Annotated in this window: 21 protein-coding genes; 9 read left to right on the top strand and 12 right to left on the bottom strand. The window is 66.9% G+C overall.

Features of this window, described 5'->3' with window-relative positions:
* Positions 1 to 27: 27 nt before the first annotated feature.
* Genes AT701_RS29440 through AT701_RS29430 form a run of 3 tightly spaced genes read left to right on the top strand, consistent with a single transcriptional unit; the run spans position 28 to position 3,218 of the window.
* Entirely contained in the window at positions 28 to 1,107 is a 1,080-nt protein-coding gene (locus AT701_RS29440; protein ID WP_003897421.1) for a sugar ABC transporter substrate-binding protein, read from the top strand.
* Positions 1,108 to 1,110: 3 nt separating this feature from the next.
* Entirely contained in the window at positions 1,111 to 1,890 is a 780-nt protein-coding gene (locus AT701_RS29435; protein WP_003897420.1) for an ATP-binding cassette domain-containing protein, read from the top strand.
* Positions 1,891 to 1,931: 41 nt separating this feature from the next.
* Entirely contained in the window at positions 1,932 to 3,218 is a 1,287-nt protein-coding gene (locus AT701_RS29430; protein ID WP_014878529.1) for a sugar ABC transporter permease, read from the top strand.
* Positions 3,219 to 3,226: 8 nt separating this feature from the next.
* Here AT701_RS29430 and AT701_RS29425 read toward each other — a convergent pair whose 3' ends face one another.
* Genes AT701_RS29425 through fadD3 form a run of 5 tightly spaced genes read right to left on the bottom strand, consistent with a single transcriptional unit; the run spans position 3,227 to position 8,994 of the window.
* Positions 3,227 to 4,387 carry an aminotransferase class I/II-fold pyridoxal phosphate-dependent enzyme gene (locus AT701_RS29425; RefSeq protein WP_014878528.1) on the bottom strand — a complete coding sequence of 387 codons (1,161 nt, stop codon included), beginning with the start codon at positions 4,385 to 4,387 and terminating at the stop codon, positions 3,227 to 3,229.
* Positions 4,388 to 4,413: 26 nt separating this feature from the next.
* The gene (ipdE2, locus tag AT701_RS29420) at positions 4,414 to 5,349 is read right to left on the bottom strand and encodes an acyl-CoA dehydrogenase IpdE2 (RefSeq protein ID WP_011730975.1); all 936 of its coding nucleotides are present in this window, start codon (positions 5,347 to 5,349) and stop codon (positions 4,414 to 4,416) included.
* Positions 5,346 to 6,302: an acyl-CoA dehydrogenase family protein gene (locus AT701_RS29415; protein ID WP_058127109.1), complete on the bottom strand. Its 957-nt coding sequence runs from the start codon at positions 6,300 to 6,302 to the stop codon at positions 5,346 to 5,348. Before AT701_RS29415 ends, ipdE2 begins: the two co-directional genes overlap by 4 nt.
* Positions 6,299 to 7,441 carry an acyl-CoA dehydrogenase family protein gene (locus AT701_RS29410; RefSeq protein ID WP_058127108.1) on the bottom strand — a complete coding sequence of 381 codons (1,143 nt, stop codon included), beginning with the start codon at positions 7,439 to 7,441 and terminating at the stop codon, positions 6,299 to 6,301. The genes AT701_RS29415 and AT701_RS29410 overlap by 4 nt, the downstream gene beginning before the upstream one ends.
* On the bottom strand, positions 7,441 to 8,994 hold the full coding sequence (fadD3, locus tag AT701_RS29405; protein WP_014878526.1) for a 3-((3aS,4S,7aS)-7a-methyl-1,5-dioxo-octahydro-1H-inden-4-yl)propanoate--CoA ligase FadD3: 1,554 nt from the start codon (positions 8,992 to 8,994) through the stop codon (positions 7,441 to 7,443). The genes AT701_RS29410 and fadD3 overlap by 1 nt, the downstream gene beginning before the upstream one ends.
* Before the next feature lie 48 nt (positions 8,995 to 9,042).
* Between fadD3 and ipdE1 the strand changes: the two genes are divergently transcribed.
* Both ipdE1 and ipdF read left to right on the top strand, forming a co-directional pair.
* Positions 9,043 to 10,221 (top strand): acyl-CoA dehydrogenase IpdE1, encoded by a 1,179-nt coding sequence (ipdE1, locus tag AT701_RS29400; RefSeq protein ID WP_003897413.1) that lies wholly within the window; start codon positions 9,043 to 9,045, stop codon positions 10,219 to 10,221.
* On the top strand, positions 10,218 to 11,006 hold the full coding sequence (gene ipdF, locus AT701_RS29395) for a (5R,7aS)-5-hydroxy-7a-methyl-1-oxo-2,3,5,6,7,7a-hexahydro-1H-indene-carboxyl-CoA reductase (RefSeq protein WP_011730972.1): 789 nt from the start codon (positions 10,218 to 10,220) through the stop codon (positions 11,004 to 11,006). The genes ipdE1 and ipdF overlap by 4 nt, the downstream gene beginning before the upstream one ends.
* 125 nt (positions 11,007 to 11,131) lie before the next feature.
* On the opposite strand, the gene AT701_RS29390 is transcribed toward ipdF, so the two are convergent.
* Positions 11,132 to 11,737 (bottom strand): hypothetical protein, encoded by a 606-nt coding sequence (locus AT701_RS29390; protein ID WP_223495845.1) that lies wholly within the window; start codon positions 11,735 to 11,737, stop codon positions 11,132 to 11,134.
* 227 nt (positions 11,738 to 11,964) lie between these two features.
* On the opposite strand from AT701_RS29390, the gene kstR2 reads away from it, so the two are divergent.
* The 3 genes from kstR2 to AT701_RS29375 all read left to right on the top strand — a co-directional run bounded on the left by kstR2 (position 11,965) and on the right by AT701_RS29375 (position 14,789).
* On the top strand, positions 11,965 to 12,582 hold the full coding sequence (gene kstR2 / locus AT701_RS29385; RefSeq protein ID WP_003897410.1) for a TetR family transcriptional regulator KstR2: 618 nt from the start codon (positions 11,965 to 11,967) through the stop codon (positions 12,580 to 12,582).
* The gene (gene fadA6 / locus AT701_RS29380) at positions 12,575 to 13,723 is read left to right on the top strand and encodes a steroid 3-ketoacyl-CoA thiolase FadA6 (protein ID WP_003897409.1); all 1,149 of its coding nucleotides are present in this window, start codon (positions 12,575 to 12,577) and stop codon (positions 13,721 to 13,723) included. The genes kstR2 and fadA6 overlap by 8 nt, the downstream gene beginning before the upstream one ends.
* An 88-nt stretch (positions 13,724 to 13,811) precedes the next feature.
* Complete coding sequence (locus AT701_RS29375) at positions 13,812 to 14,789, top strand: cation diffusion facilitator family transporter (RefSeq protein ID WP_058127107.1); 978 nt, start codon at positions 13,812 to 13,814, stop codon at positions 14,787 to 14,789.
* A 7-nt stretch (positions 14,790 to 14,796) separates the two neighbouring features.
* Here the strand turns inward: AT701_RS29375 and AT701_RS29370 are convergent, their stop codons facing one another.
* Genes AT701_RS29370 through echA20 form a run of 6 tightly spaced genes read right to left on the bottom strand, consistent with a single transcriptional unit; the run spans position 14,797 to position 19,680 of the window.
* Positions 14,797 to 15,543 (bottom strand): hypothetical protein, encoded by a 747-nt coding sequence (locus AT701_RS29370; RefSeq protein WP_058127106.1) that lies wholly within the window; start codon positions 15,541 to 15,543, stop codon positions 14,797 to 14,799.
* On the bottom strand, positions 15,540 to 16,178 hold the full coding sequence (locus tag AT701_RS29365; protein ID WP_058127105.1) for a SatD family protein: 639 nt from the start codon (positions 16,176 to 16,178) through the stop codon (positions 15,540 to 15,542). The genes AT701_RS29370 and AT701_RS29365 overlap by 4 nt, the downstream gene beginning before the upstream one ends.
* 43 nt (positions 16,179 to 16,221) lie before the next feature.
* Positions 16,222 to 17,298 carry a (3aS,4S,5R,7aS)-5-hydroxy-7a-methyl-1-oxo-octahydro-1H-indene-4-carboxyl-CoA dehydrogenase gene (gene ipdC / locus AT701_RS29360; RefSeq protein WP_058127104.1) on the bottom strand — a complete coding sequence of 359 codons (1,077 nt, stop codon included), beginning with the start codon at positions 17,296 to 17,298 and terminating at the stop codon, positions 16,222 to 16,224.
* A complete protein-coding gene (ipdB, locus tag AT701_RS29355; RefSeq protein ID WP_011730967.1) occupies positions 17,295 to 18,044 on the bottom strand; it encodes a cholesterol ring-cleaving hydrolase subunit IpdB in 750 nt (249 codons plus the stop codon). Before ipdB ends, ipdC begins: the two co-directional genes overlap by 4 nt.
* Entirely contained in the window at positions 18,041 to 18,928 is an 888-nt protein-coding gene (gene ipdA / locus AT701_RS29350) for a cholesterol ring-cleaving hydrolase subunit IpdA (RefSeq protein WP_058127103.1), read from the bottom strand. Before ipdA ends, ipdB begins: the two co-directional genes overlap by 4 nt.
* Positions 18,925 to 19,680: a (7aS)-7a-methyl-1,5-dioxo-2,3,5,6,7,7a-hexahydro-1H-indene-carboxyl-CoA hydrolase gene (echA20, locus tag AT701_RS29345; RefSeq protein WP_003897402.1), complete on the bottom strand. Its 756-nt coding sequence runs from the start codon at positions 19,678 to 19,680 to the stop codon at positions 18,925 to 18,927. Before echA20 ends, ipdA begins: the two co-directional genes overlap by 4 nt.
* A gap of 70 nt (positions 19,681 to 19,750) precedes the next feature.
* On the opposite strand from echA20, the gene AT701_RS29340 reads away from it, so the two are divergent.
* Positions 19,751 to 20,524 (top strand): SDR family oxidoreductase, encoded by a 774-nt coding sequence (locus AT701_RS29340; protein WP_036462498.1) that lies wholly within the window; start codon positions 19,751 to 19,753, stop codon positions 20,522 to 20,524.
* Positions 20,525 to 20,526: the final 2 nt, after the last annotated feature.

Genomic DNA, 20,526 nt, shown 5'->3' with positions numbered 1-20,526 from the left:
CAACCAGACCAGCCGGAGGAGTTTCACGTGAAGCGCACCAGCACCCTGCTCGTCACCGCAGTCGTCGGCCTCGGCCTGACGTTGACCGCATGTGGATCGGATTCGGGTTCGAACGCCGGATCCGCGGAAGGCGGTTCGGGCGGCAAGATCGGCGTCATCCTGCCGGACACCAAATCGTCGGTCCGCTGGGAGACCAAGGACCGGCCCGCCCTCGAGGCCGCGTTCAAGAAAGCCGGCGTGGACTACACGATCCAGAACGCCGAAGGCTCCGCCGACACCATGGCCACCATCGCCGACGGCATGATCGCCGACGGGGTCACGGTGCTCGCGATCGTCAACCTCGACTCCGACAGCGGCGCCTCCATCCAGGAGAAGGCCGCGACCCAGGGCGTGAAGACCATCGACTACGACCGGCTCACGCTCGGCGGCTCGGCCGATGTCTACGTGTCGTTCGACAACACGAAAGTCGGTGAGCTGCAAGGGCAGGGACTCGTCGACTGCCTCGGCGACCGGCCGGCCAACGTGGTGTTCCTCAACGGCTCGCCCACCGACAACAACGCGACGTTGTTCAGCGGCGGCGCACACTCGGTGGTCGACAAGGCGCCGAACATCACGATCGTCGGCGAGCAGGCGGTACCTGATTGGGACAACGACCAGGCCGTGAGCATCTTCGAACAGCTCTACACCGCCGCCGACGGCCGCGTCGACGGCGTGTACGCGGCCAACGACGGTCTCGCCGGCTCGGTCATCTCGATCCTCGAGAAGAACAAGCGCGCCGGTCAGGTCCCCGTCACGGGCCAGGACGCGACCGTCGAAGGGCTGCAGAACATCCTCGCCGGAACGCAGTGCATGACCGTCTACAAGTCGGCCACCGAGGAGGCCAACGCGCTCGCCGATGCCGCGATCGCACTCGTCAACGGCGAGGACCCCAAGACCACCAGCACCAGCCGCGACGACACCGGCGGCCGTGATGTCCCGTCGGTGCTGCTGACGCCCAAGTCGATCACCAAGGACAACATCAACGTCGTGTTCGACGACGGCGGACAGTCCAAGGACGAGGTGTGCTCGGGACAGTTCGCGGCGATGTGCTCCGCGGCAGGAGTCTGAGCGATGACGCCAGAGCCGATTCTCGAATTACAACGCGTCAACAAGAGTTTCGGTGTCGTACACGTTCTCCACGACGTGGACTTCCGGGTATATCCGGGGCAGGTGACCGCGCTCGTCGGCGATAACGGCGCCGGTAAGTCGACGCTGGTGAAGGCGATCGCGGGCATCCACCCCATCGATTCGGGCACCTACCTGTTCGAGGGCAAACCGGTGACGGTGCGTACGCCCAACGACGTCTCGGCGCTCGGCATCGAGGTGGTGTATCAGGACCTCGCGTTGTGCGACAACCTCGACATCGTCGAGAACATGTTCCTCGGACGGGAGATCAAAGTCCGCGGCATGCTCGACGAGGCGCGCATGGAGACCATGGCGCGCGATGCGCTGAAATCGCTGTCGGTGCGCACGGTGAACTCCGTGCGCCAGCCGGTGTCGAGCCTGTCCGGCGGGCAGCGCCAGACGGTGGCCATCGCCAAGTCCGTGCTGTGGAACTCCAAGGTGGTCCTGCTCGACGAGCCGACGGCGGCACTCGGCGTCGCACAGACACGTCAGGTGATCGACCTCGTCCGCCGCCTCGCCGGCCAGGGCCTCGGCGTTGTGCTGATCTCGCACAACATGAACGACGTCTTCGACGTCGCCGACCGCATCTGCGCGCTGTACCTCGGCCGCGTCGCCGCCGACGTACCCGCGGCCGACGTGACGCACGGTCAGGTGGTCGAACTGATCACCGCGGGCCGTTCGGGCAATCTCGGTCTCGCGCCCGCCGAGGCCGCCGAGTCGATGTGAGAGCGGTTGTGAACACCGATACGAATTCGAAAGACCGCGAGATGAGCATTCAGGCACCATCTGAGAAACCAACTGCCAGTGAACAACCCGACGCCGGCGGCTTCGCCGGCGACACCAGGTCCGATCAGACGTTCGGCGACGCGGTCCGCAGCTACGCCCAGCGCGTGCGGGGCGGCGACATGGGCTCGCTGCCCGCCGTCCTTGGTCTGGTCGTGCTGTTCGTCGTGTTCGGCCTGGCCAACGACCGCTTCCTGTCGGCGCTGAACCTGGCCAACCTCATCACCCAGGCCGGATCCATCTGTGTGCTCGCGATGGGTCTGGTGTTCGTCCTGCTGCTCGGCGACATCGATTTGTCCGCCGGTGTGGCAGGCGGTGTGGCGGCGTGTGCGATGGCGCTGGCCGTGGTGAACCTGGGCTGGCCGTGGTGGGCCGCGGTGCTGGTCGCCATCGCCTGTGGCGCCGTGATCGGCCTGATCATCGGCGTGCTGCGCGCCAAACTCGGTATCCCGTCGTTCGTCGTCACCCTGGCGTTCTTCCTCGGGTTGCAGGGCGTGACGCTCAAACTCATCGGTGAGGGCGGTTCGGTCCGCGTCGACAACCCGGTGATCCGCGGGCTCACGATCGCGAATCTTCCTGTGGCCGTGGGCTGGACGATCGCGCTGGTGGTGGTGCTCGCGTTCGCGGGCCTGGAGATCTACAACTACCGACGCAAGAAGGCCCTGCAGCTGACGCATTCGCCGCTCGGTGTGGTGGTCGCCCGCGCGATCGCCGTGGCCGTCGTGGTTCTCGGTGTGACGTTCGTGCTCAGCGTCAACCGCAGCGTGAATCCTCGCGTGGAGATCCGCGGCATCCCTTATGTGCTGCCGCTGATCCTGCTGTTGCTCATCGGAATGACGGTGCTGCTGCGCCGCACGGCGTACGGCAGGCACATCTACGCCGTCGGCGGCAACGCCGAGGCCGCGCGCCGCGCGGGTATCTCGGTGGACCGCATCAGGGTTACGGCGTTCATCGCGTGCTCGTCGCTCGCGGCACTGAGCGGAATCATCGCGGCGTCGTACGCGGGCAAGGTGTCGGCATCCTCGGGCGCGGGCAACACGCTGCTGTACGCGGTGGGCGCGGCCGTGATCGGTGGCACCAGCCTGTTCGGCGGTAAGGGCCGCGCCCTCGACGCGGTGATCGGTGGCGTGGTGGTCGCGACCATCGCCAACGGGCTGGGCCTGCTCAACCAGTCGTCCTACATCAACTTCCTGGTCACCGGTGGCGTGCTGCTGCTGGCCGCGGGTGTGGACGCGATCTCGCGCCGGAGACGTTCGGCCACAGGACTTTAAGCCGGTAACTAGCCGAGCCAGGGCCCGATGCGCCGCAGCGCCTCCTCGATGTCGTGCGTCGGGCCCGCGAACGACAGCCGGACATAGGAGTTGCCTCGCACGGTGTCGAAGTCGATACCCGGTGCGATGGCAACTCCTGTGTCGTTCAACAACTTCTCGCAGAACTGCAGCGAGTTGTCGGTGTACTTGCTGACGTCGGCGTACACGTAGAACGCACCGTCGGTGGGGGCCAACTTGTCGATGCCCAGGCCGCGCAGACCGTTGAGCAGCAGGTGGCGGTTCTCGGCGTAGTGCGTCAGCAGACCCTCGGCCTCGGCCAGTGACTCGGGCGTGAACGCGGCCAGCGCCGCGTACTGCGCCAGCGCGGGCGGGCAGATCGTGAAGTTGCCGGTCAGGCAGTCGACCGCGCGACGCAGCTTCTCCGGCACCAGCAGCCAGCCCAGTCGCCAGCCCGTCATCGCGAAGTACTTCGAGAAGCTGTTGACCACCACGGCATTTCGCGACGTCTCCCATGCGCATGTGGTCTCCGGGGCGCCCTCGTACACCAGGCCGTGGTAGATCTCGTCACTGACCAGGCGCGCCCCCGACGCGTCGCACCACCGCGCGATGGCCGCCAGTTCCTCGGGTGCGATCACGGTGCCCGTGGGGTTGGCCGGGCTTGCGACGATCACCCCCTGCACCGGGGGATCGAGCGCCTCCAGCATCGCGGCGGTCGGCTGGAACCGGGTCTCGGGGCCGCACGGGATCTCCACGACCTCACACCCCAGCGCGGACAGGATGTTGCGGTAGCAGGGGTAGCCGGGGCTCGTGATCGCCACGCGGTCACCCACGTCGAAACACGCCAGGAACGTCAGCAGGAACCCGCCCGATGATCCCGTGGTCAACACGACGTCGTCGACACCGACGTCGATGTCGTGACGGGTGTGGTAGGTCTGCGCGATCTGCTCCCGCAACTCGGGGATGCCCAGTGCGACGGTGTAGCCGAGCTGGTTGCGGCCGAGTGCTGCGGCGGCCGCGTCGCGCACCGGGGCAGGGGCTCCCGCACTCGGCTGGCCCGCGGACAGATTGACCAGGTCACCGTGGGTGCGCTGGCGTTCGGCCGCGGCCTGCCACACGTCCATCACGTAGAACGGTGGAACCCCTGCCCGAAGTGCGACGCGGTCGTTCATCTCACCCACGCTAGATCACGTGGACTTCAGAACACCTCGGCTTCGAGCCGGCGCAGCTGCTCACGCGGCGGGCCGAGCAGCTGGGCGCTGCCGTGGGCACGCTTGAAGTACAGCTGAATGTCGTGTTCCCACGTGATCGCGATACCGCCGTGGATCTGGACGGCCTCCGAGGTCACCGCCGACAGTGCCTCGCTGGCGAAGTAACGTGCCAGCGCGGCCGACGTCGATGACGGGGTCGCGATGGAATCGTGCACGACGGCGCGTGCCGAGGCGACCTTGACGTACAGGTCTGCCATGCGGTGCTTGAGCGCCTGGAAGCTGCCGATCGGCCTGCCGAACTGCACACGGTCCTTGCTGTAGGCGACGGTCAGGTCCAGGCATCGCGACGCCGCACCGATCTGCTCGGCGGCCATGAGCAGCGCCGCGGTGTCTGCAAGGCCCTGGTCGTCACCGAGCGTCGTGGTCGCGCCGGGAATCACCGACGCGAGACGACGCGTCATGTCCATGGTGGGCTTGGGCTGCGCGGTGAAAGTGTCCCACTGCGTGAGGGTTTCACCATCGGCGGCGATCATGATGTCTGCGATGTCGCCGTTGATCACGAACTCGGGGTTGAACACCACGGTCCCGATCTTGGCGCCCTCGGCGAGCTCTTCGAGCGGTTCGGTGCGTCCCACGGACAGCAGCGCGATCTCGGCGAGCGTGGTGCCCAGCAGCGGCGTCGGCACCAGGGCCTTGCCCAGCTCTTCCAGAACCACTGCGGCATCGGCCAGTTCGCCGCCGGCGCCGCCGAACTCCTCGGGGATCACCAGCGCTGCGGCGCCGACCTGCTCGCACAACAGGCGCCACAGGTTAGGGTCATAGCCCAGCTCGGATTCCATCGCCGCACGCACCGCCTCCGGCGATGCGTGTTTCTCCACCAACGCGGCGACGGTCTCGCGTAGTAGTTCGCGTTCTTCACTCACGACAGGCCCTCCAGTACTCTGCGGCGGTGTAGCGCCGGATCCCCCCAAGCCGGGCGCAAAGCCTGCACCCGCAGCAACAACAACGACAGGTCGTGTTCCTGCGTGAACCCGATCGCGCCGTGGGTTTGCAGGGCCGACCTGGCGGCCAGTAGCGCCGCGTCCGCGGCAGCCACCTTGGCTGCGCTCACGTCGCGGGCGGTGTCAGATGAGCCGTCGGCCAGCGACAGCGCCGCGCCGTACACCAGCGGGCGGGCCAATTCGACGGCGATGTGGACATCGGCCAGCTTGTGCTTGATGGCCTGGTAGGACCCGATGACGCGGCCGAATTGCGTGCGCTGCTTGGCATATTCGACGGCCTGGTCGAGCATCGCCTGACCGGCACCCACCAACTGGGCGGCCGTGGCCAGCACGCCGAACTCGTAGGCCGTGGCGGTGTCGGCAGTACGGGCGTCGCCGGACGCCGCGACGTCGAACAGCTTGCGCGTGGGGTCGACGGATTCGTGGCTTGCTCCCGCGCTGCCGTCGTGCACCTGCCCGTCCTGCGCCAGAAGGATCAGGCCCGCGGTGTCGGCGTCGACGGCGCGAGGCACCTGCGGCGGCAGCGCCACCGTGGCGATCAGCTCACCCGAGGCCAGCGCACCGCAGCGCTCGTCGTCGGCCAGGAGAATGGGCGCGACGGCGATGGATTCGGTGACCGGTCCGGGCACACCCCAGTAGCCGAGCCGCTCGAGCGCGACCACCAGATCGGTCGGGTGGGCCTCGATGCCGTCGAACTTCTCGGGGACCAGCAGCGCGGTCACCCCGAGATCGGTCAGCTGTGCCCAGACCTTGCGGCCCGGCGCGGTGTCACCCTCACCCCACGCGCGGACCGCGGCGGGCACGTCGGCGGCGCCGAGCGCGGCGTCGATGCTCGCGGCGAAATCCCGCTGCTGTTCGTCGGTTTCGAAGTTCATTTGCTCTTTCCCGCAGATTCGCGCGGCAGGCCAAGCAGCCGTTCGGCGATGATGTTGCGCTGGATCTCGTTGGTGCCCGCGTAGATCGGACCACCCAGCGCGAACAGCAGACCGTCGGTCCAGTTGCCCACCAGCTCGCCGTCGGCACCCGCCAGGTCCAGCGCGGTCTGGTGCAGCGCCACGTCGAGATCCGACCAGAACACCTTGGTCACCGACGATTCGGCGCCCAGCTCACCACCGTTCGCCAGCCGCGTGACGGTCCCGAACGTGTGCAGCCGATAGGCCTGGGCCTTGATCCACGCGTCCGCGACCCGATCGGTGAACGCCGGATCGGGGTTTTCTTTCCACCGTTCGACCAGGCGCTCGGCCGGGGCCAGGAAGCGCGCCGGGCTGCGCAGCGACATGCCGCGCTCGTTGCTTGACGTGCTCATCGCGGCCCGCCAGCCGTCGTGCACCCCGCCGATCACGTCGTTGTCGGGCACGAACACGTCGTCGAAGAAGATCTCGCCGAACCCGGTGTCGCCGCCGAGCTGCGCGATCGGCCGCACCGTGACGCCTTCGGCCTTGAGGTCGAACATGAAGTAGGTCAGGCCCTTGTGGCGCTGCGCCTCGGGATCAGACCGGAACAACCCGAAGCCGCGCTCGCCGAACACCGCACGCGAGCTCCAGATCTTCTGCCCGTTGAGCAGCCAGCCGCCGTCGGTCTTGGTGGCCGTCGACCGCAGCGACGCAAGGTCGCTACCGGATTCGGGTTCCGACCAGGCCTGGGCCCAGATCTCCTCGCCACTGGCCATTTTCGGAAGCACACGGTCGAGTTGTTCCTCGGTGCCGTGGGCGAACAGCGTCGGCGCGAGCATCGAGGTGCCGTTGGCGCTGGCGCGGCCGGGGGCGCCGGCGCGGAAGTACTCCTCCTCGAACACCACCCATTGCAGCAGCGTCGCGTCGCGGCCGCCGTATTTCTTCGGCCACGCGATCACCGACAGGCCCGCGTCGAAAAGCACCTTGTCCCAGCGGCGGTGCTGTTCGAAACCTTCCTTGGTGTCGTACGACTTCGTCGGGAAATTCTCCCGGTTGGCGGCGAGGAATTCGCGGACCTCGGCCCGAAAGGCCTCGGTCTCCTCGTCGAACTTCAGGTCCATCACACCTTCTCCCGTAGGGCCGGCTTGACCACTTTCCCACCCGGATTGCGTGGCAGCGCGTCCAGGAACTCGACCGATCGTGGCACCTTGAAGTTCGCCAGATGCTCACGGGCATAGGCGATCACGGTGGCCTGGTCCAATTGTGCGCCGGGTTTGGCGACGACGAACGCCTTGCCCACCTCGCCGAGGCGTTCGTCGGGCACACCGATCACCGCGGACTCGGCCACACCGTCCAGGCGCGCGAGGACCTGCTCGATCTCGGCGGGGTACACGTTGAACCCGCCGCAGATGTACATGTCCTTGAGCCGATCGGTGATGGTGAGGTTGCCCGCGGCGTCGAGCTTGCCGATGTCACCGGTGTGCAGCCACCCGTCGGCGTCGATCGCCGCGGCTGTGGCCGCCTCGTCGTCGAGGTAACCGAGCATCACGTTGGGCCCGCGCAAAAGCACCTCGCCCGAATCATCGAGGCGCAGTTCGAAATCGGCGATCGGCCGGCCGCACGTGGTGGCGACGGTGACCGCGTCGTCGTCGGGGCGGCACATCGTGCCGAACCCGGCGGCCTCGGTCAGCCCGTAGGCGGTGAGCACGATGTCGATGTCGAGTTCGGACTGCATGCGCTCGATGAGCACCACAGGAACCACGGCAGCGCCGGTCACCGCGAACCGCAACGAACTCAGGTCGTAGTCGCCGCGGCGCGGGTGGTCGAGCAGTGTCTGGTAGATGGTCGGCGGGCCCGGCAGCACCGTGATCTTGTGCTCGGCAACCGCTTTCATCGTCTGCTCGGGGTCGAACGTCAGCATCGGGTAGAGAGTCGCGCCGGTCTGCAGGCATGCCAGGATCCCGGCCTTGTACCCGAAGTTGTGGAAGAACGGGTTGATGCACAGGTAGCGGTCGGTGCTGCTGACCTGGCCGCATTCGGCCCACGCCGCCGAACCGTCGAGCGACTGCCGGTGCGCACAGCGCACACCCTTGCTGCGGCCCGTGGTGCCGGAGGTGAACAGGATGTCGGAGACGTCGTCGGGCGACACCGCGGCAGCGCGGGCGTCGACCTCGGCCAGCGTCGCGTCGTCGGCACGCGCGATGAATTCGTCCCAGGTGCCGTCGTTTTCGTCGATCGGCACACGCACGATGTGCCGCAGCGCGGGCAGCGTGGCGCGGTCCAGATCGGCTGTCTTGTCGGCGCCCAGGAACTTGCCGGACGCGATCAACAATGGCGCGCCCGTGCGTAGGAGGATGTCGGTGGCCTCGCTCGCGGTGTAGCGCGTGTTCAGCGGGACGACGACGCCGCCGGCATAGTGCGTGGCCAGGCTCGCCACCACCCAGTGCCAGGTGTTCGGCGACCAGATGGCGATCCGATCGCCGGGTTCGACGCCCAGGGTGATCATCGCCGCGGCCGCGCGGCGGACCTCGTCGCGCAACTGCGCATAGGTCAACCGACGATCGGGGCAGACCACGGCGTCGTGGTCGGGGAACTGCGCAGCGATCCGGTCCAGCACCGCTGGAACGGTTCTGACCCCCCGGTCGCTGCACGCGTGACCAACGGCGCTCGTCATCAGGTGCTCCTCTAACAAAGCAAGTGCTTGGTAGGTTAGCCTACAAGGGTGATAGAGGTCCAGGAGTTCCGGGCCGAGGTCCGGCAGTGGCTCGCAGACAATCTCGTCGGCGATTTCGCCGCGCTCAAAGGACTCGGCGGCCCCGGGCGGGAGCATGAGGCATTCGAGGAACGTCGTGCGTGGAATCAGCATCTGGCGGCGGCAGGTCTGACCTGCCTCGGCTGGCCCGTCGAGCACGGGGGCCGCGGGCTTTCGGTTGCGCACCGCGTCGCGTTCTATGAGGAGTACGCCCGCGCCAACGCGCCGGACAAGGTCAACCACTTCGGTGAGGAGCTGCTCGGTCCCACGCTGATCGAGTACGGCACCCCCGAGCAGCAGAAACGCTTCCTCCCGAAGATCCTCGACGTCACCGAGCTGTGGTGCCAGGGTTACTCCGAGCCCAACGCGGGCAGTGATCTGGCGAACGTGTCGACCACGGCCGAGCTGGTCGGCGACGCTGAGGCGAGCGGAGCGACGGGGAATCAGTACTGGGTGATCAACGGCCAGAAGGTGTGGACGTCGCTCGCGCACTGGGCGCAGTGGTGCTTTGTGGTGGCCCGCACCGAGAAGGGCTCCAAGCGTCACGCGGGGTTGTCCTATCTGTTGGTGCCGCTCGATCAGCCCGGCGTCGAGATCCGGCCCATCAACCAGCTCACCGGCGATTCCGAGTTCAACGAGGTGTTCTTCGACGACGCGCGCACCGAGGCGGGCCTCGTGGTGGGTCAGCCCGGTGACGGCTGGCGCGTCGCGATGGGCACGCTGACCTTCGAGCGCGGCGTGTCCACGCTCGGGCAGCAGATCCGTTATGCCCGCGAGCATTCCAACCTGGTCGAATTGGCCAAGCGCACCGGCGCGGCCGACGATCCGCTGATCCGCGAGCGGCTGGTGCAATCCTGGACCGGGCTGCAGGCCATGCGGTCGTATGCGCTGGCCACCATGGATGTGGAACAGCCCGGGCAGGACAACGTGTCGAAGCTGTTGTGGGCCAACTGGCATCGAGAACTCGGCGAGATCGCCATGGACGTGCAGGGCATGGCCGGGCTCACGCTCGAGAACGGCGAGTTCGACGAGTGGCAGCGGCTCTACCTGTTCTCCCGCGCGGACACCATCTACGGCGGGTCCAACGAGATTCAGCGCAACATCATCGCCGAGCGCGTGCTCGGCCTACCCCGAGAGGTCAAGGGATGAATCTGTCGGAGGCCCCGAAAGAGATTGACGGGCACGGTCTTCTGAAGGGCAAGGTGGTCCTGGTGACCGCCGCCGCCGGTACCGGCATCGGCTCGACCACCGCGCGGCGTGCGCTGCTCGAGGGTGCCGACGTGGTGATCTCCGACTACCACGAGCGCAGGCTGGGGGAGACCCGCGATCAGCTGGCCGACCTGGGCCTGGGACGTGTCGAAGCCGTCGTGTGTGACGTGACCTCCACCGAGGCCGTCGATGCGCTGATCACCCAGACCGTCGAGAAGGCCGGACGGCTGGATGTGCTGGTCAACAACGCCGGCCTGGGCGGGCAGACACCCGTCGTCGACATGACAGACGAGGAGTGGGACCGCGTCCTCAACGTCACGCTCACCTCGGTCATGCGCGCCACGCGGGCCGCGTTGCGGTACTTCCGCGGCGTCGACCACGGCGGTGTCATCGTCAACAACGCGAGCGTGCTGGGTTGGCGCGCACAGCATTCGCAGTCGCACTACGCGGCCGCGAAAGCCGGTGTCATGGCCCTGACGCGCTGCAGCGCGATCGAGGCCGTCGAGTTCGGCGTACGCATCAACGCCGTGTCGCCGAGCATCGCGCGGCACAAGTTCCTGGAGAAGACGTCGTCCTCGGAACTGCTGGACCGCCTGGCCAGTGACGAGGCGTTCGGCCGCGCGGCCGAACCGTGGGAAGTCGCGGCGACCATCGCCTTCCTCGCGAGTGACTACTCCAGTTACATGACCGGAGAGGTCGTCTCGGTGTCCAGCCAGCGGGCCTGATCTGCAGGCTGTGCCGCTGTCGTTTGACGCGCCGAGATTGCACTGAGGGACACGTCCGGGCGATTTTTTGTCCCTGGATGCAATCTCGGCGCGCGAAGTCTCCCGCCCGACGTGGCTTGGCCAGGTCAGTCCCTCGTGTGACGGCCGTACGATCGCTGATCGGAAAGCCAGACGCGACTTCCGTGGTAAACGGCGAGGTAGGAAACCGCGAAAACGCCGAGCGTGAAAACTGTGACGAGGACGAACTGAAGTCGCTGGCCGCCCGAGACCGCGTTGCCTGACACGCTGTCGCGGTAGCCGAAGATCGAGCCGATCGTGATGACGACGAATGCTGCGACACCGCTCGGCCATACGGCACCAGTGCTGAGGGCGAACGACACTGCGCCAATGGCGAGAACCGCGACAGTTCCGACCAAGCGCCACCAGGACTTTGCGACCGTGACATAGCCGCCGTAAGGTCCGCTCTCCTCACTGTAGAAGGAGATGCGGCGTCGGCGAATGTTCAGGAACGGCGTGTGCACATACGCAACGAAAAGAACTACCGCGAGAACAAGTGCCGATGCGCCGAATCCGGCTTGCACGCCCTGCGGGTCCGCGATGAAGTACGCCGAAACGCACGTCAGTAACCCACCGGCCCAAAACACTGTGCGTCCAACTCGTACGTCGCGGCGCGGAGCCAAGGCCATAGCGGCCAACCCGCCGAGGGCGGCGATGAAAGGGACACTGCTCACGGGCTACTCCAGCGTCTCGTCATCGGGTGCGCTCCCGTTGTCGAGCAGGCTACCTGTGAGGTGGGGTGAGGTACTGGGTCTCACCTCGCGAGGGTAGTGCGTGCGACGCCGAGACTGCACTGAGGGACACGTCCCGGCGATTTTTTGTCCCTGGATGCGATCTCGGCGCGTGGTGGCATCTCCCGCCCGACGTGACCTAGCAAGTGCTTGGTTGGTATGCTGGGTCAATGGCGCCGGATACGCCCAGCCAGCCGGCTAGCAGACGCGATGAGCTGCTGCAGCTCGCCGCCACCATGTTCGCCGACCGCGGCCTCAAGGCCACGACGGTCCGCGACATCGCCGACTCCGCAGGCATTCTCTCGGGCAGCCTGTACCACCATTTCAAGTCCAAAGAGCAGATGGTCGAAGAGGTCCTGCGGGACTTCCTGGACTGGCTGTTCGGCCGCTACCAGCAGATCCTCGACACCGCGACCAGCCCGCTGGAGAAGCTGACGGGCCTGTTCATGGCGTCGTTCGAGGCCATCGAGCACCGGCATGCCCAGGTGGTCATCTACCAGGACGAGGCCAAGCGGCTCTCGGACCTGCCGCAGTTCGACTTCGTCGAGACGCGCAACAAAGAGCAGCGCAAGATGTGGGTCGACATCTTGCAGGAGGGCGTCGCCGACGGCTCGTTCCGTCCCGACCTCGATGTCGACCTGGTCTACCGGTTCATCCGGGACACCACATGGGTTTCGGTTCGCTGGTACAAACCGGGCGGGCCCCTTTCGGCCGAACAGGTCGGCCAGCAGTACCTCGCCATCGTTCTCGGCGGAATCACGCAGTCACAAGGAGATAAACATGCCTGAGGCGTACATCATCGATGCCGTACGCACCCCCGTCGGAAAGAAGAACGGGTCGCTGGCTCAAGTGCATCCGATCGATCTCGGCGTGCACGTGTTCCGCAGCATCTTCGATCGCGTCGACGTGGATCCGGGTGCGGTCGACGACGTCATCGTCGGCTGTGTCGACGCCATCGGTGGGCAGGCGGGCAACATCGGCCGCAACGCGTGGCTGGCCGCGGGCTACCCCGAAGAGGTCCCCGGCGTCACCGTCGACCGGCAGTGCGGCTCCAGCCAGCAGGCCATTTCCTTTGGTGCGCAGGCGATCATGTCGGGCACCGCGGACATCATCCTCGCCGGTGGCATGCAGAACATGAGCTGGGTGCCCATCTCGTCGGCCATGATCGTCGGCAAGGAACTCGGATTCAGCACGCCCACAGCCGAATCCGAGTACTGGCGGCACCGCTACGGCGATCAGGAGATCTCGCAGTTCCGCGGTTCGGAACTCATCGCCGAGCGCTGGGACATCTCCCGCGAGGAGATGGAGCAGTTCGCGCTGTCCAGCCATCAGCGTGCGTTCGCGGCAATCCGTGCCGGGCACTTCGACAACGAGATCGTGCCGGTCGGTGACTTCGGTGTCGACGAGGGGCCGCGCGAGACCACGCTGGAGAAGATGGCCGCACTGCAGCCGCTCGTCGAGGGTGGCCGTCTCACCGCGGCGCTCGCCAGCCAGATCTCCGACGGCGCAAGCGCGGTGCTGCTGGCCTCCGAGCAGGCCGTCAAGGAGCACAACCTCAAGCCGCGCGCCCGCATCCACCACATCAGCGCCCGCGGCGCCGATCCGGTCATGATGCTCACGGGCCCGATCCCCGCGACGGAGTACGCGCTCAAGAAGACCGGCCTGTCGATCGACGACATCGACACCGTCGAGATCAACGAGGCGTTCGCGCCCGTCGTCCTCGCCTGGATCAAGGACCTCAAGGCCGATCCGGAGAAGGTCAACCCCAACGGCGGCGCGATCGCGCTCGGTCACCCGCTCGGCGCGACCGGTGCCAAGCTGTTCGCCACCATGCTCAACACCCTCGAGCGCACCGGCGGCCGCTACGGCCTGCAGACCATGTGCGAGGGTGGCGGCACCGCGAACGTCACCATCATCGAGCGCCTCTAGTTCCTTCGCGAGCAGACGCAAAACTGCCTGATTTCCCCTGGGATCAGGCAGTTTTGCGTCTGCCGACGCGAAGGGTGAGTGTGGAGGTATGGCTCAGGGCCGCGAACCGGCGCGTGATGAAAGCTTTCTGACGGTGCTGGTGGCCCTCGTGGCCAACGCTCTCATCGCGCTCGCCAAGAGCGTCGTCGCAGCCGTGACGGGATCGGCGTCGATGCTCGCCGAAGCCGCGCATTCGTGGGCCGATACGGGCAATGAGGTTTTCCTGCTGATCGGAACCCGGATGTCGGCGAAGCCTGCCGACGACGAACACCGCCTGGGGTACGGGCGCACCGGATACATCTGGTCGATGTTCGCGGCCTTCGGTTTGTTCACGGTGGGCGCGGTGGTGTCGATCTGGCACGGCATCCAGTCGTTGGGCGGGGAAGCCGAGCCGACGTCCTACAAATGGGCCTACACCGTGCTGGCGATCGCGTTCGTCCTGGAAGGTACGTCGTTCCTACAGGCGTTGCGCCAGACCAGACCCGGCGCCGTACGTCGGCGCATCAGCCCGCTGCGTTACATCCGTCTCACGTCGAACCCGATGCTGCGGGCCGTGTTCGTCGAGGATCTCTCGGCGCTGATCGGCATCGTCATCGCCGCCGCGGGCATCCTCGCTCACCAGATCACCGGGGACGCCGTGTGGGATGCCGTCGGCTCGATCCTGGTCGGCGTGCTTCTCGGGTGCGTGGCGCTGTTCCTGATCGAACGCAACATGGATTTCCTCACCGGTGAGGCCGTGACACCGCTGGCGCGCAACATCATCCTGCAAGACCTACGCGACCATCCCGACATCGAGCGGATCAGCTATCTGCACACCGAGTGGGTCGGCGCGGATCGGATCTACGTCGTCGCTGCGGTCGACCTGACCGGGGACGCGGTCGAGTCCGATGTCGCGGCGCGGCTCAACGCCGTGGCCGACATGTTGCAGCGCCGACCGACGATCGTGCGTGCCCTGCTCACGCTCACCCGGCCGCGCGACGACACCGATCTGCGCCCGCAAGAGTTGCCCGACTGGTACTCCACGTGACGTCCGGTCACGCTGCGGCGACGAGGGCCAGGCTCGCGAACGCGAAGATCCAGCTGGCGAACGAGCCGACGAGGAAGTACTCGACGACCTCGTCGATGCCGACGTGGTCCGTGTCTTGCTCGTCGTGGTTGCGCGTCGCGTTGATCTCGGGGAAGCGGATGACGCTCTTGGCGGCGACGACGGCCGAGGCCATGGTGAGCTGACCCGCCAGGCCGAGCCCGACGATCAGCAGGCGCTCCATCGGGCCGAGCAGCCGGCCACCCTTGAGCCGATCGGACGCCTGCGGCTGACCCGCGGGCTTCACCGCGCCGACCGATCCGAGCACCAGGCGCACGACGTGGTTGGCCGTGGTGAGCTGCACGAGCATGACGCCGAGCACCATGAGCACCCGCCCGGCCGACACGCTCTCGGGCAGCTCGGCCCACGCCACCCAGCGCCCCACTGCGCCGCCGACGTCGGATGCCCAGCCCGACAACAAGATCAGGGCCGTCACCGCCCCGCCGATGATCACCAGCGGTATGCCCTGACGTGTGCCGGTGACCTCGGTGCGCTCGCACGCCACGTTCCAGCCGACCACCGCGACCGACGCGATGACGAGCAACGGCAGGTCGCCGAGGTGCCACAGTCCGGCGAGCAGCGAGCCCACCACGAGAACCACGACCGCGAGCACCGGCGGAACCCATCGGGTGCCGATGAACCGCCGCATCACGTCACCGAGACCGATGGCGATGAGGAACATCGCCAGCATGCTCATGTGATCTCCGAAAGATACTGCGACGCAAGCACGATGAGGTCCAGGCCGTCGCGACCGGCGCGCTGGGACACCGCCGACGCGCTGATCTGCTCGGCGGCGGCGAGATCCTTCTTCGGCTGGTTGGACATGAGACCCCTCAGGATGCGGATGGACCGTTCATCGAGTGATCCAAACATGTGGTCCCGACACATCAGGGCCGCGTTGACGGCCTCGGGGGCCGGGCCCGTGTCGGCGGATCTGCGGTAGGTGATGCGGACCAGCGCCAGGCCGGGCTGGCGTTGTGCCTCGGCGGTCCACTCGATCGCCTCCCTGGCAGCCCACCACCCCGGACCGTCCTGGATGCCCGTGGCCTCGTCGAGCACGCTCACCGCGCCCCAACCGATGCCGAACCGCACGTCGATCCCGGGGGCGACCGCCAAGCGGATGGCCCAGGCTGCTGTGAGCGCGTCGCCGACGCGGCGGTAGCTGCCCTGGAATTCGTCGCCGACGGTGAAGGCGGGTGGGTCGATCGCGTGGCCGGCCACGGCGGCGAGTGCGGCGTTGAGGTCGCGGTGCAGCGCGCGCCGGTCGGTCGCGCTACGCGATCCGACGACGTCCCCGATGAGGGTGGCGCGCAGTGAACCTTGCTCTGCCATGTGAATACTATAGCTTCATCATGGCAGAGTTAAGACATATACTTCATTTCTCCTGGATGAAGGATGACGCTTTATTCAGGTGCTCCACGGCGTCGGCGACGATCGCAGGAACCAGCTCGGCGCACGACGGCAGATCGTCGATGATGCCCGTGACCTGCCCGGATGCCAGCACACCCGCGTCGGTGTTGCCCTCGACCAGACCGGCTTTGAGCAGCATCGGGGTGTTGGCCGCCATCACCACCTGCGACCACGTGAGTTCCTTGCCGTGACGCATCGCGAGGCCGTCTTTGATCATCGACCGCCACGTCATGCCCGACATCTTCTTGAACTTCTGCGCGTTGCCCACCGCGGCGGCGAAACCGCGCACCCGCGAACCACTCTCCAGCTTCTCCACCAGACCCGTGCGCAGCACCCGGTGCGGCATACCGTCCACACGGGTCGAGACGACCGTGCCGTCGAGCGCGGCCTGCAGATACCGCTGCTTGACCGCGTCGGGCACGGTGGAATCCGAGGTCAACAGGAAACGGGTGCCCATGGCCACCCCCGCCGCGCCGTAGGACAGCGCCGCGGCCAGACCACGCCCGTCGAAGAAACCGCCCGCGGCGATCACCGGCATCCCGGTGTCGGCGACGGCGTCGAGGACCGACGGCAGCAGCAGCGTGGTGGCGATGGGGCCGGTGTGCCCACCGCCCTCACCGCCCTGCACGATCACCGCATCGGCGCCCCAGCTCGCAACTTTCTTGGCGTGCTTGGCCAGCCCGACGGACGGAATGACCACCACGCCTGCTTCTTTGAGCTTGGCGATCAGATCCGGTTTGGGAGCCAGGGCGAAGGAGGCGACTTTGACTCCTTCGCTGATCAGGAGGTCGACGCGTTCGTTGGCGTCGCCGGCGTCGGCACGGATGTTGATGCCGAAGGGTTTGTCGGTGGCGGCCTTCACCTTGGCGACGGCCGTCTTGAGCTCGTCGAGTGTCATGGTCGCCGACGCCAGGATGCCGAGGCCGCCCGCGTTGGAGGTCGCGGACACCAGTCGCGCCCCGGCGACCCAGCCCATACCGGTCTGGACGACGGGATGCTCGATGCCGACCAGCTCGGTCAGCGGGGTCTTGAGCCTGCTCACAGCTTGACTTCCTTGTCGCGCAGCGACTTCGGATCGATCACCTCGCGCAGCAGCTTGAGCTCGTCCTCGCTGGGCAGCCGCGTCGTCTCGGCGGTGTCGAGCCCGTGCACCTCGAACGAGGTGTTGTCGGCGACCTGATCGGCCTCGATGCCGGGATGCAGCGACACCGCGCGCATCTGGTGGTCGGGCCCGTTGAAGTCGAACACACCGAGGTTGGTCACGACGCGGTAGATGTTGACGAACCGGTACGCCGGGTTATCGGGATCGACCTTGTCCCAGCCGATTCCGGAGACCACGTCGACGGACTCGCCGAACACGCGCTTGGAGTGGTTGCCCACCCAGTAACTGGTGGCGTGGTTGATCGTGTTGCCCGGTGCGCCCCGCACGCCGAACATCTGGCGCGTCGGGTGCTGCAGCGGGCCGAACGCCGAGAGGTTCTGGTTGCCGTAGCGATCGATCTGGTTGGCCCCCATCACCACGTGACGTCGGCCCCACGACAGGGTCTCGAACACGCGCCCGAACGGCATCCAGCCCTCGATCTCGGCGGGCGCGCCGATGGCCGGGGTGTCGGCGATCAGGCGGGCCTCCCCGTCGGTGAGCAGGATGTCGGGGGAGAACGTCAGCCGGGCCAGGCGCGCCCCGATCGACACGATGGTGGTCATCGGGCTCACCATGATCTCGCCTGCGTCACGGAACAATTCGGCGCACGCGACGGCGCACACCTCTGCACGGGTCACCGACATCACTTGGCCTCCTTCTGCGCCTCTGCGAACTTGCGCACCGCAGCCTGGTAGTCCGCCTCACTGCCCGACAGGTACGTATTGACGAACTCGGCCCACGTCTCCTCGGAACCCGCGGCCTCGGCGTAGTGACGCTGGAACTTCTCGTCGCGACGGTAATCCGGTTCGGCCGTGGTGAAGTGGGCACCGTTGGGCGCCTCGACCACGGTGTCGACCATCATGCGGTTGATCAGCAGGGCCTGCGGCGGCACGGCCTTGACCAGTTCGTCGGTGGGAACCACGCGCTCGACGGACAGGAACCGCTTCTGCGCGGCCATCAGGAACAGGTCGTCGAAGTACGGGTCGATGCCGGTGTACGCGGCATTGCCCTTGGCGTCACCGAGATTCATGTGCACGAACGCCGCGTCCAGGTTCAGCGCGGGCATGGCGATGAGCTCCTCGTAGCCATCGCCCGTCGGGTAGGGCGATTTCACCGTCTTGAGTTCGTTGCCCCAGAAGCTACGCACGTCGCTGCCCAGGCCGGCGCGGATCGGCAGGAACGGCAACCGCTGGGCGGCGGCCTGCAGACCGCAGCGCAGCATGCCCTCGTCCATCTCGCGGGCCTCGATCGCACCGCTGGTGCGGGCCTTGGCGAACCACGGGTCGTAGAACGGCGGGGAATCCAGTGAGACGAAGCCGTAGTAGACCCGCTTGACCTTGCCTGCCGAGCACAGCAGTCCGAGGTCCGGGCCGCCGTAGGTGACGACGGTCAGGTCGGTGACGTCGGTGCGCAGCAGCGCGCGTACGAAGGCCATGGGCTTGCGGCGCGAACCCCAGCCGCCGATGCCGATGGTCATGCCGCTCTCGATAGACGAGACGGCGTCGTCCAAAGTTGTCCTCTTGTCGGTCATTTGGCCCTCTTCTCGGTCCCGGCGAACGCATCGCGGTGTTCGTCGGAGACGCCGGACAGGTTCAGTTCGAACGTGAAGCCCTGTTCCATGCGGTAGCTGGCGTTGACGCGCTGCACGTCGATGAAGTTGAGCGCTTCCTTGGCCGCGCGAATCACGCGGGTGTCCTTGGTGGCGATGTCGCGGGCCACGCGCAACGCGGCCTCGTCGAGGTCCTCGCGCGGGACGACCTCGTGTACAGACCCGAAGTGGTGCAGCGTCGCGGCGTCGACCGTGGCCGCGGTGAAGAACAGACGTCGCATCATGTGCTGCGGTACCAGACGCGAGAGGTGCGTGGCAGCACCCAGGGCACCGCGTTCAACCTCGGGCAGACCGAATTTGGCGTCGTCGGACGCGACGATCACGTCGGAGTTGCCGACCAGTCCGATGCCGCCGCCGACGCAGAAGCCGTTGACCGCGGTGACCACCGGCACCTCGCATTCGTAGACCGCCTTGAAGGCCGCGAAGCAGCCGCGGTTGGCGTCGATGAGTGCGGTGAAGCCCTCGGTGTTCTGCATCTCCTTGATGTCGACGCCGGCGTTGAAGCCGCGGCCCTCGGCGCGCAGGATCACCACGTGCGTCTGCGGGTCGCGGCCCGCTGCGGTGATCGCGTCTGCGAGTTCGAACCAGCCACGCGACGGAACGGCGTTGACCGGCGGGTAGTTCACGGTGACCGAGACGATGCCCGGTTCGACGGTGGTGGATGTGATCGTCATCGGATTCCTGATCGTTCCTGGTCGGCTACCTAAGCAAGCACTTGCTTGGTACGCTAGCACAGTGACCGATATGCCAGAAGCCGGCGCGATCAATCTGGGTTTGACCGGCAAGGTGGTCCTGGTGACCGGCGGAGTCCGAGGGGTTGGCGCTGGGATCAGCGCCGTCTTCGCTGGTCAGGGTGCCACCGTCGTGACGTGCGCCCGCCGCCCGGTCGAAGGACTGCCGTACGAGTTCCACAGCTGCGATGTGCGTGACGACGAGTCCGTGGCCGCGCTGATCACCGCGATCGTCGAGAAGCACGGTCGCATCGACGTGGTGGTCAACAATGCGGGCGGGTCGCCCTACGTGCCCGCCTCAGAGGCCTCGGCACGGTTCAGCAGCAAGATCATCGAGCTCAATCTGCTTGGTCCGCTGTCGGTTTCGCAGCACGCCAACGCGGTCATGCAGAACCAGGACACCGGCGGAGTGATCGTCAACATCTCCAGCGTCAGCGGCCGGCGGCCCACGCCGGGCACGGCGGCCTACGGCGCCGCCAAGGCCGGCGTCGACAATCTCACCGAGACCCTGGCCGTCGAATGGGCGCCGAAGGTGCGGGTGAATTCGGTGGTGGTGGGCATGGTCGAGACCGAGCAGTCCGAGCTGTTCTACGGCGACGCCGATTCGATCGCGGCCATCTCGAAGAACGTGCCGCTGGGGCGTCTCGCCAAACCTGCCGATATCGGCTGGGCCGCAGCGTTTCTGGCCTCGGATGCGGCGTCCTACATCAGCGGCGCGTCGTTGGAGGTGCACGGCGGCGGCGAACCGCCGCACTACCTGGCGACGACGACCGCCGAACTCAAATAGAA

This window comes from Mycolicibacterium smegmatis (genome assembly GCF_001457595.1).
GTDB lineage: Bacteria > Actinomycetota > Actinomycetes > Mycobacteriales > Mycobacteriaceae > Mycobacterium > Mycobacterium smegmatis.
This window is presented reverse-complemented; position numbering and strand designations above follow the sequence as displayed.

Excerpts from the sequence above, each read along its gene's own strand:
- AT701_RS29365 (WP_058127105.1), bottom strand. The coding sequence starts at position 16,178 with ATGGCAGAGCAAGGTTCACTGCGCGCCACCCTCATCGGGGACGTCGTC.
- fadD3 (WP_014878526.1), bottom strand. The coding sequence starts at position 8,994 with ATGACGAGCGCCGTTGGTCACGCGTGCAGCGACCGGGGGGTCAGAACC.
- AT701_RS29340 (WP_036462498.1), top strand. The coding sequence starts at position 19,751 with ATGCCAGAAGCCGGCGCGATCAATCTGGGTTTGACCGGCAAGGTGGTC.
- AT701_RS29375 (WP_058127107.1), top strand. The coding sequence starts at position 13,812 with ATGGCTCAGGGCCGCGAACCGGCGCGTGATGAAAGCTTTCTGACGGTG.
- ipdA (WP_058127103.1), bottom strand. The coding sequence starts at position 18,928 with ATGACCGACAAGAGGACAACTTTGGACGACGCCGTCTCGTCTATCGAG.
- fadA6 (WP_003897409.1), top strand. The coding sequence starts at position 12,575 with ATGCCTGAGGCGTACATCATCGATGCCGTACGCACCCCCGTCGGAAAG.
- echA20 (WP_003897402.1), bottom strand. The coding sequence starts at position 19,680 with ATGACGATCACATCCACCACCGTCGAACCGGGCATCGTCTCGGTCACC.
- AT701_RS29410 (WP_058127108.1), bottom strand. The coding sequence starts at position 7,441 with ATGGACCTGAAGTTCGACGAGGAGACCGAGGCCTTTCGGGCCGAGGTC.
- AT701_RS29430 (WP_014878529.1), top strand. The coding sequence starts at position 1,932 with ATGAGCATTCAGGCACCATCTGAGAAACCAACTGCCAGTGAACAACCC.
- AT701_RS29415 (WP_058127109.1), bottom strand. The coding sequence starts at position 6,302 with ATGAACTTCGAAACCGACGAACAGCAGCGGGATTTCGCCGCGAGCATC.
- AT701_RS29425 (WP_014878528.1), bottom strand. The coding sequence starts at position 4,387 with ATGAACGACCGCGTCGCACTTCGGGCAGGGGTTCCACCGTTCTACGTG.
- AT701_RS29435 (WP_003897420.1), top strand. The coding sequence starts at position 1,111 with ATGACGCCAGAGCCGATTCTCGAATTACAACGCGTCAACAAGAGTTTC.
- AT701_RS29370 (WP_058127106.1), bottom strand. The coding sequence starts at position 15,543 with ATGAGCATGCTGGCGATGTTCCTCATCGCCATCGGTCTCGGTGACGTG.
- ipdF (WP_011730972.1), top strand. The coding sequence starts at position 10,218 with ATGAATCTGTCGGAGGCCCCGAAAGAGATTGACGGGCACGGTCTTCTG.
- kstR2 (WP_003897410.1), top strand. The coding sequence starts at position 11,965 with ATGGCGCCGGATACGCCCAGCCAGCCGGCTAGCAGACGCGATGAGCTG.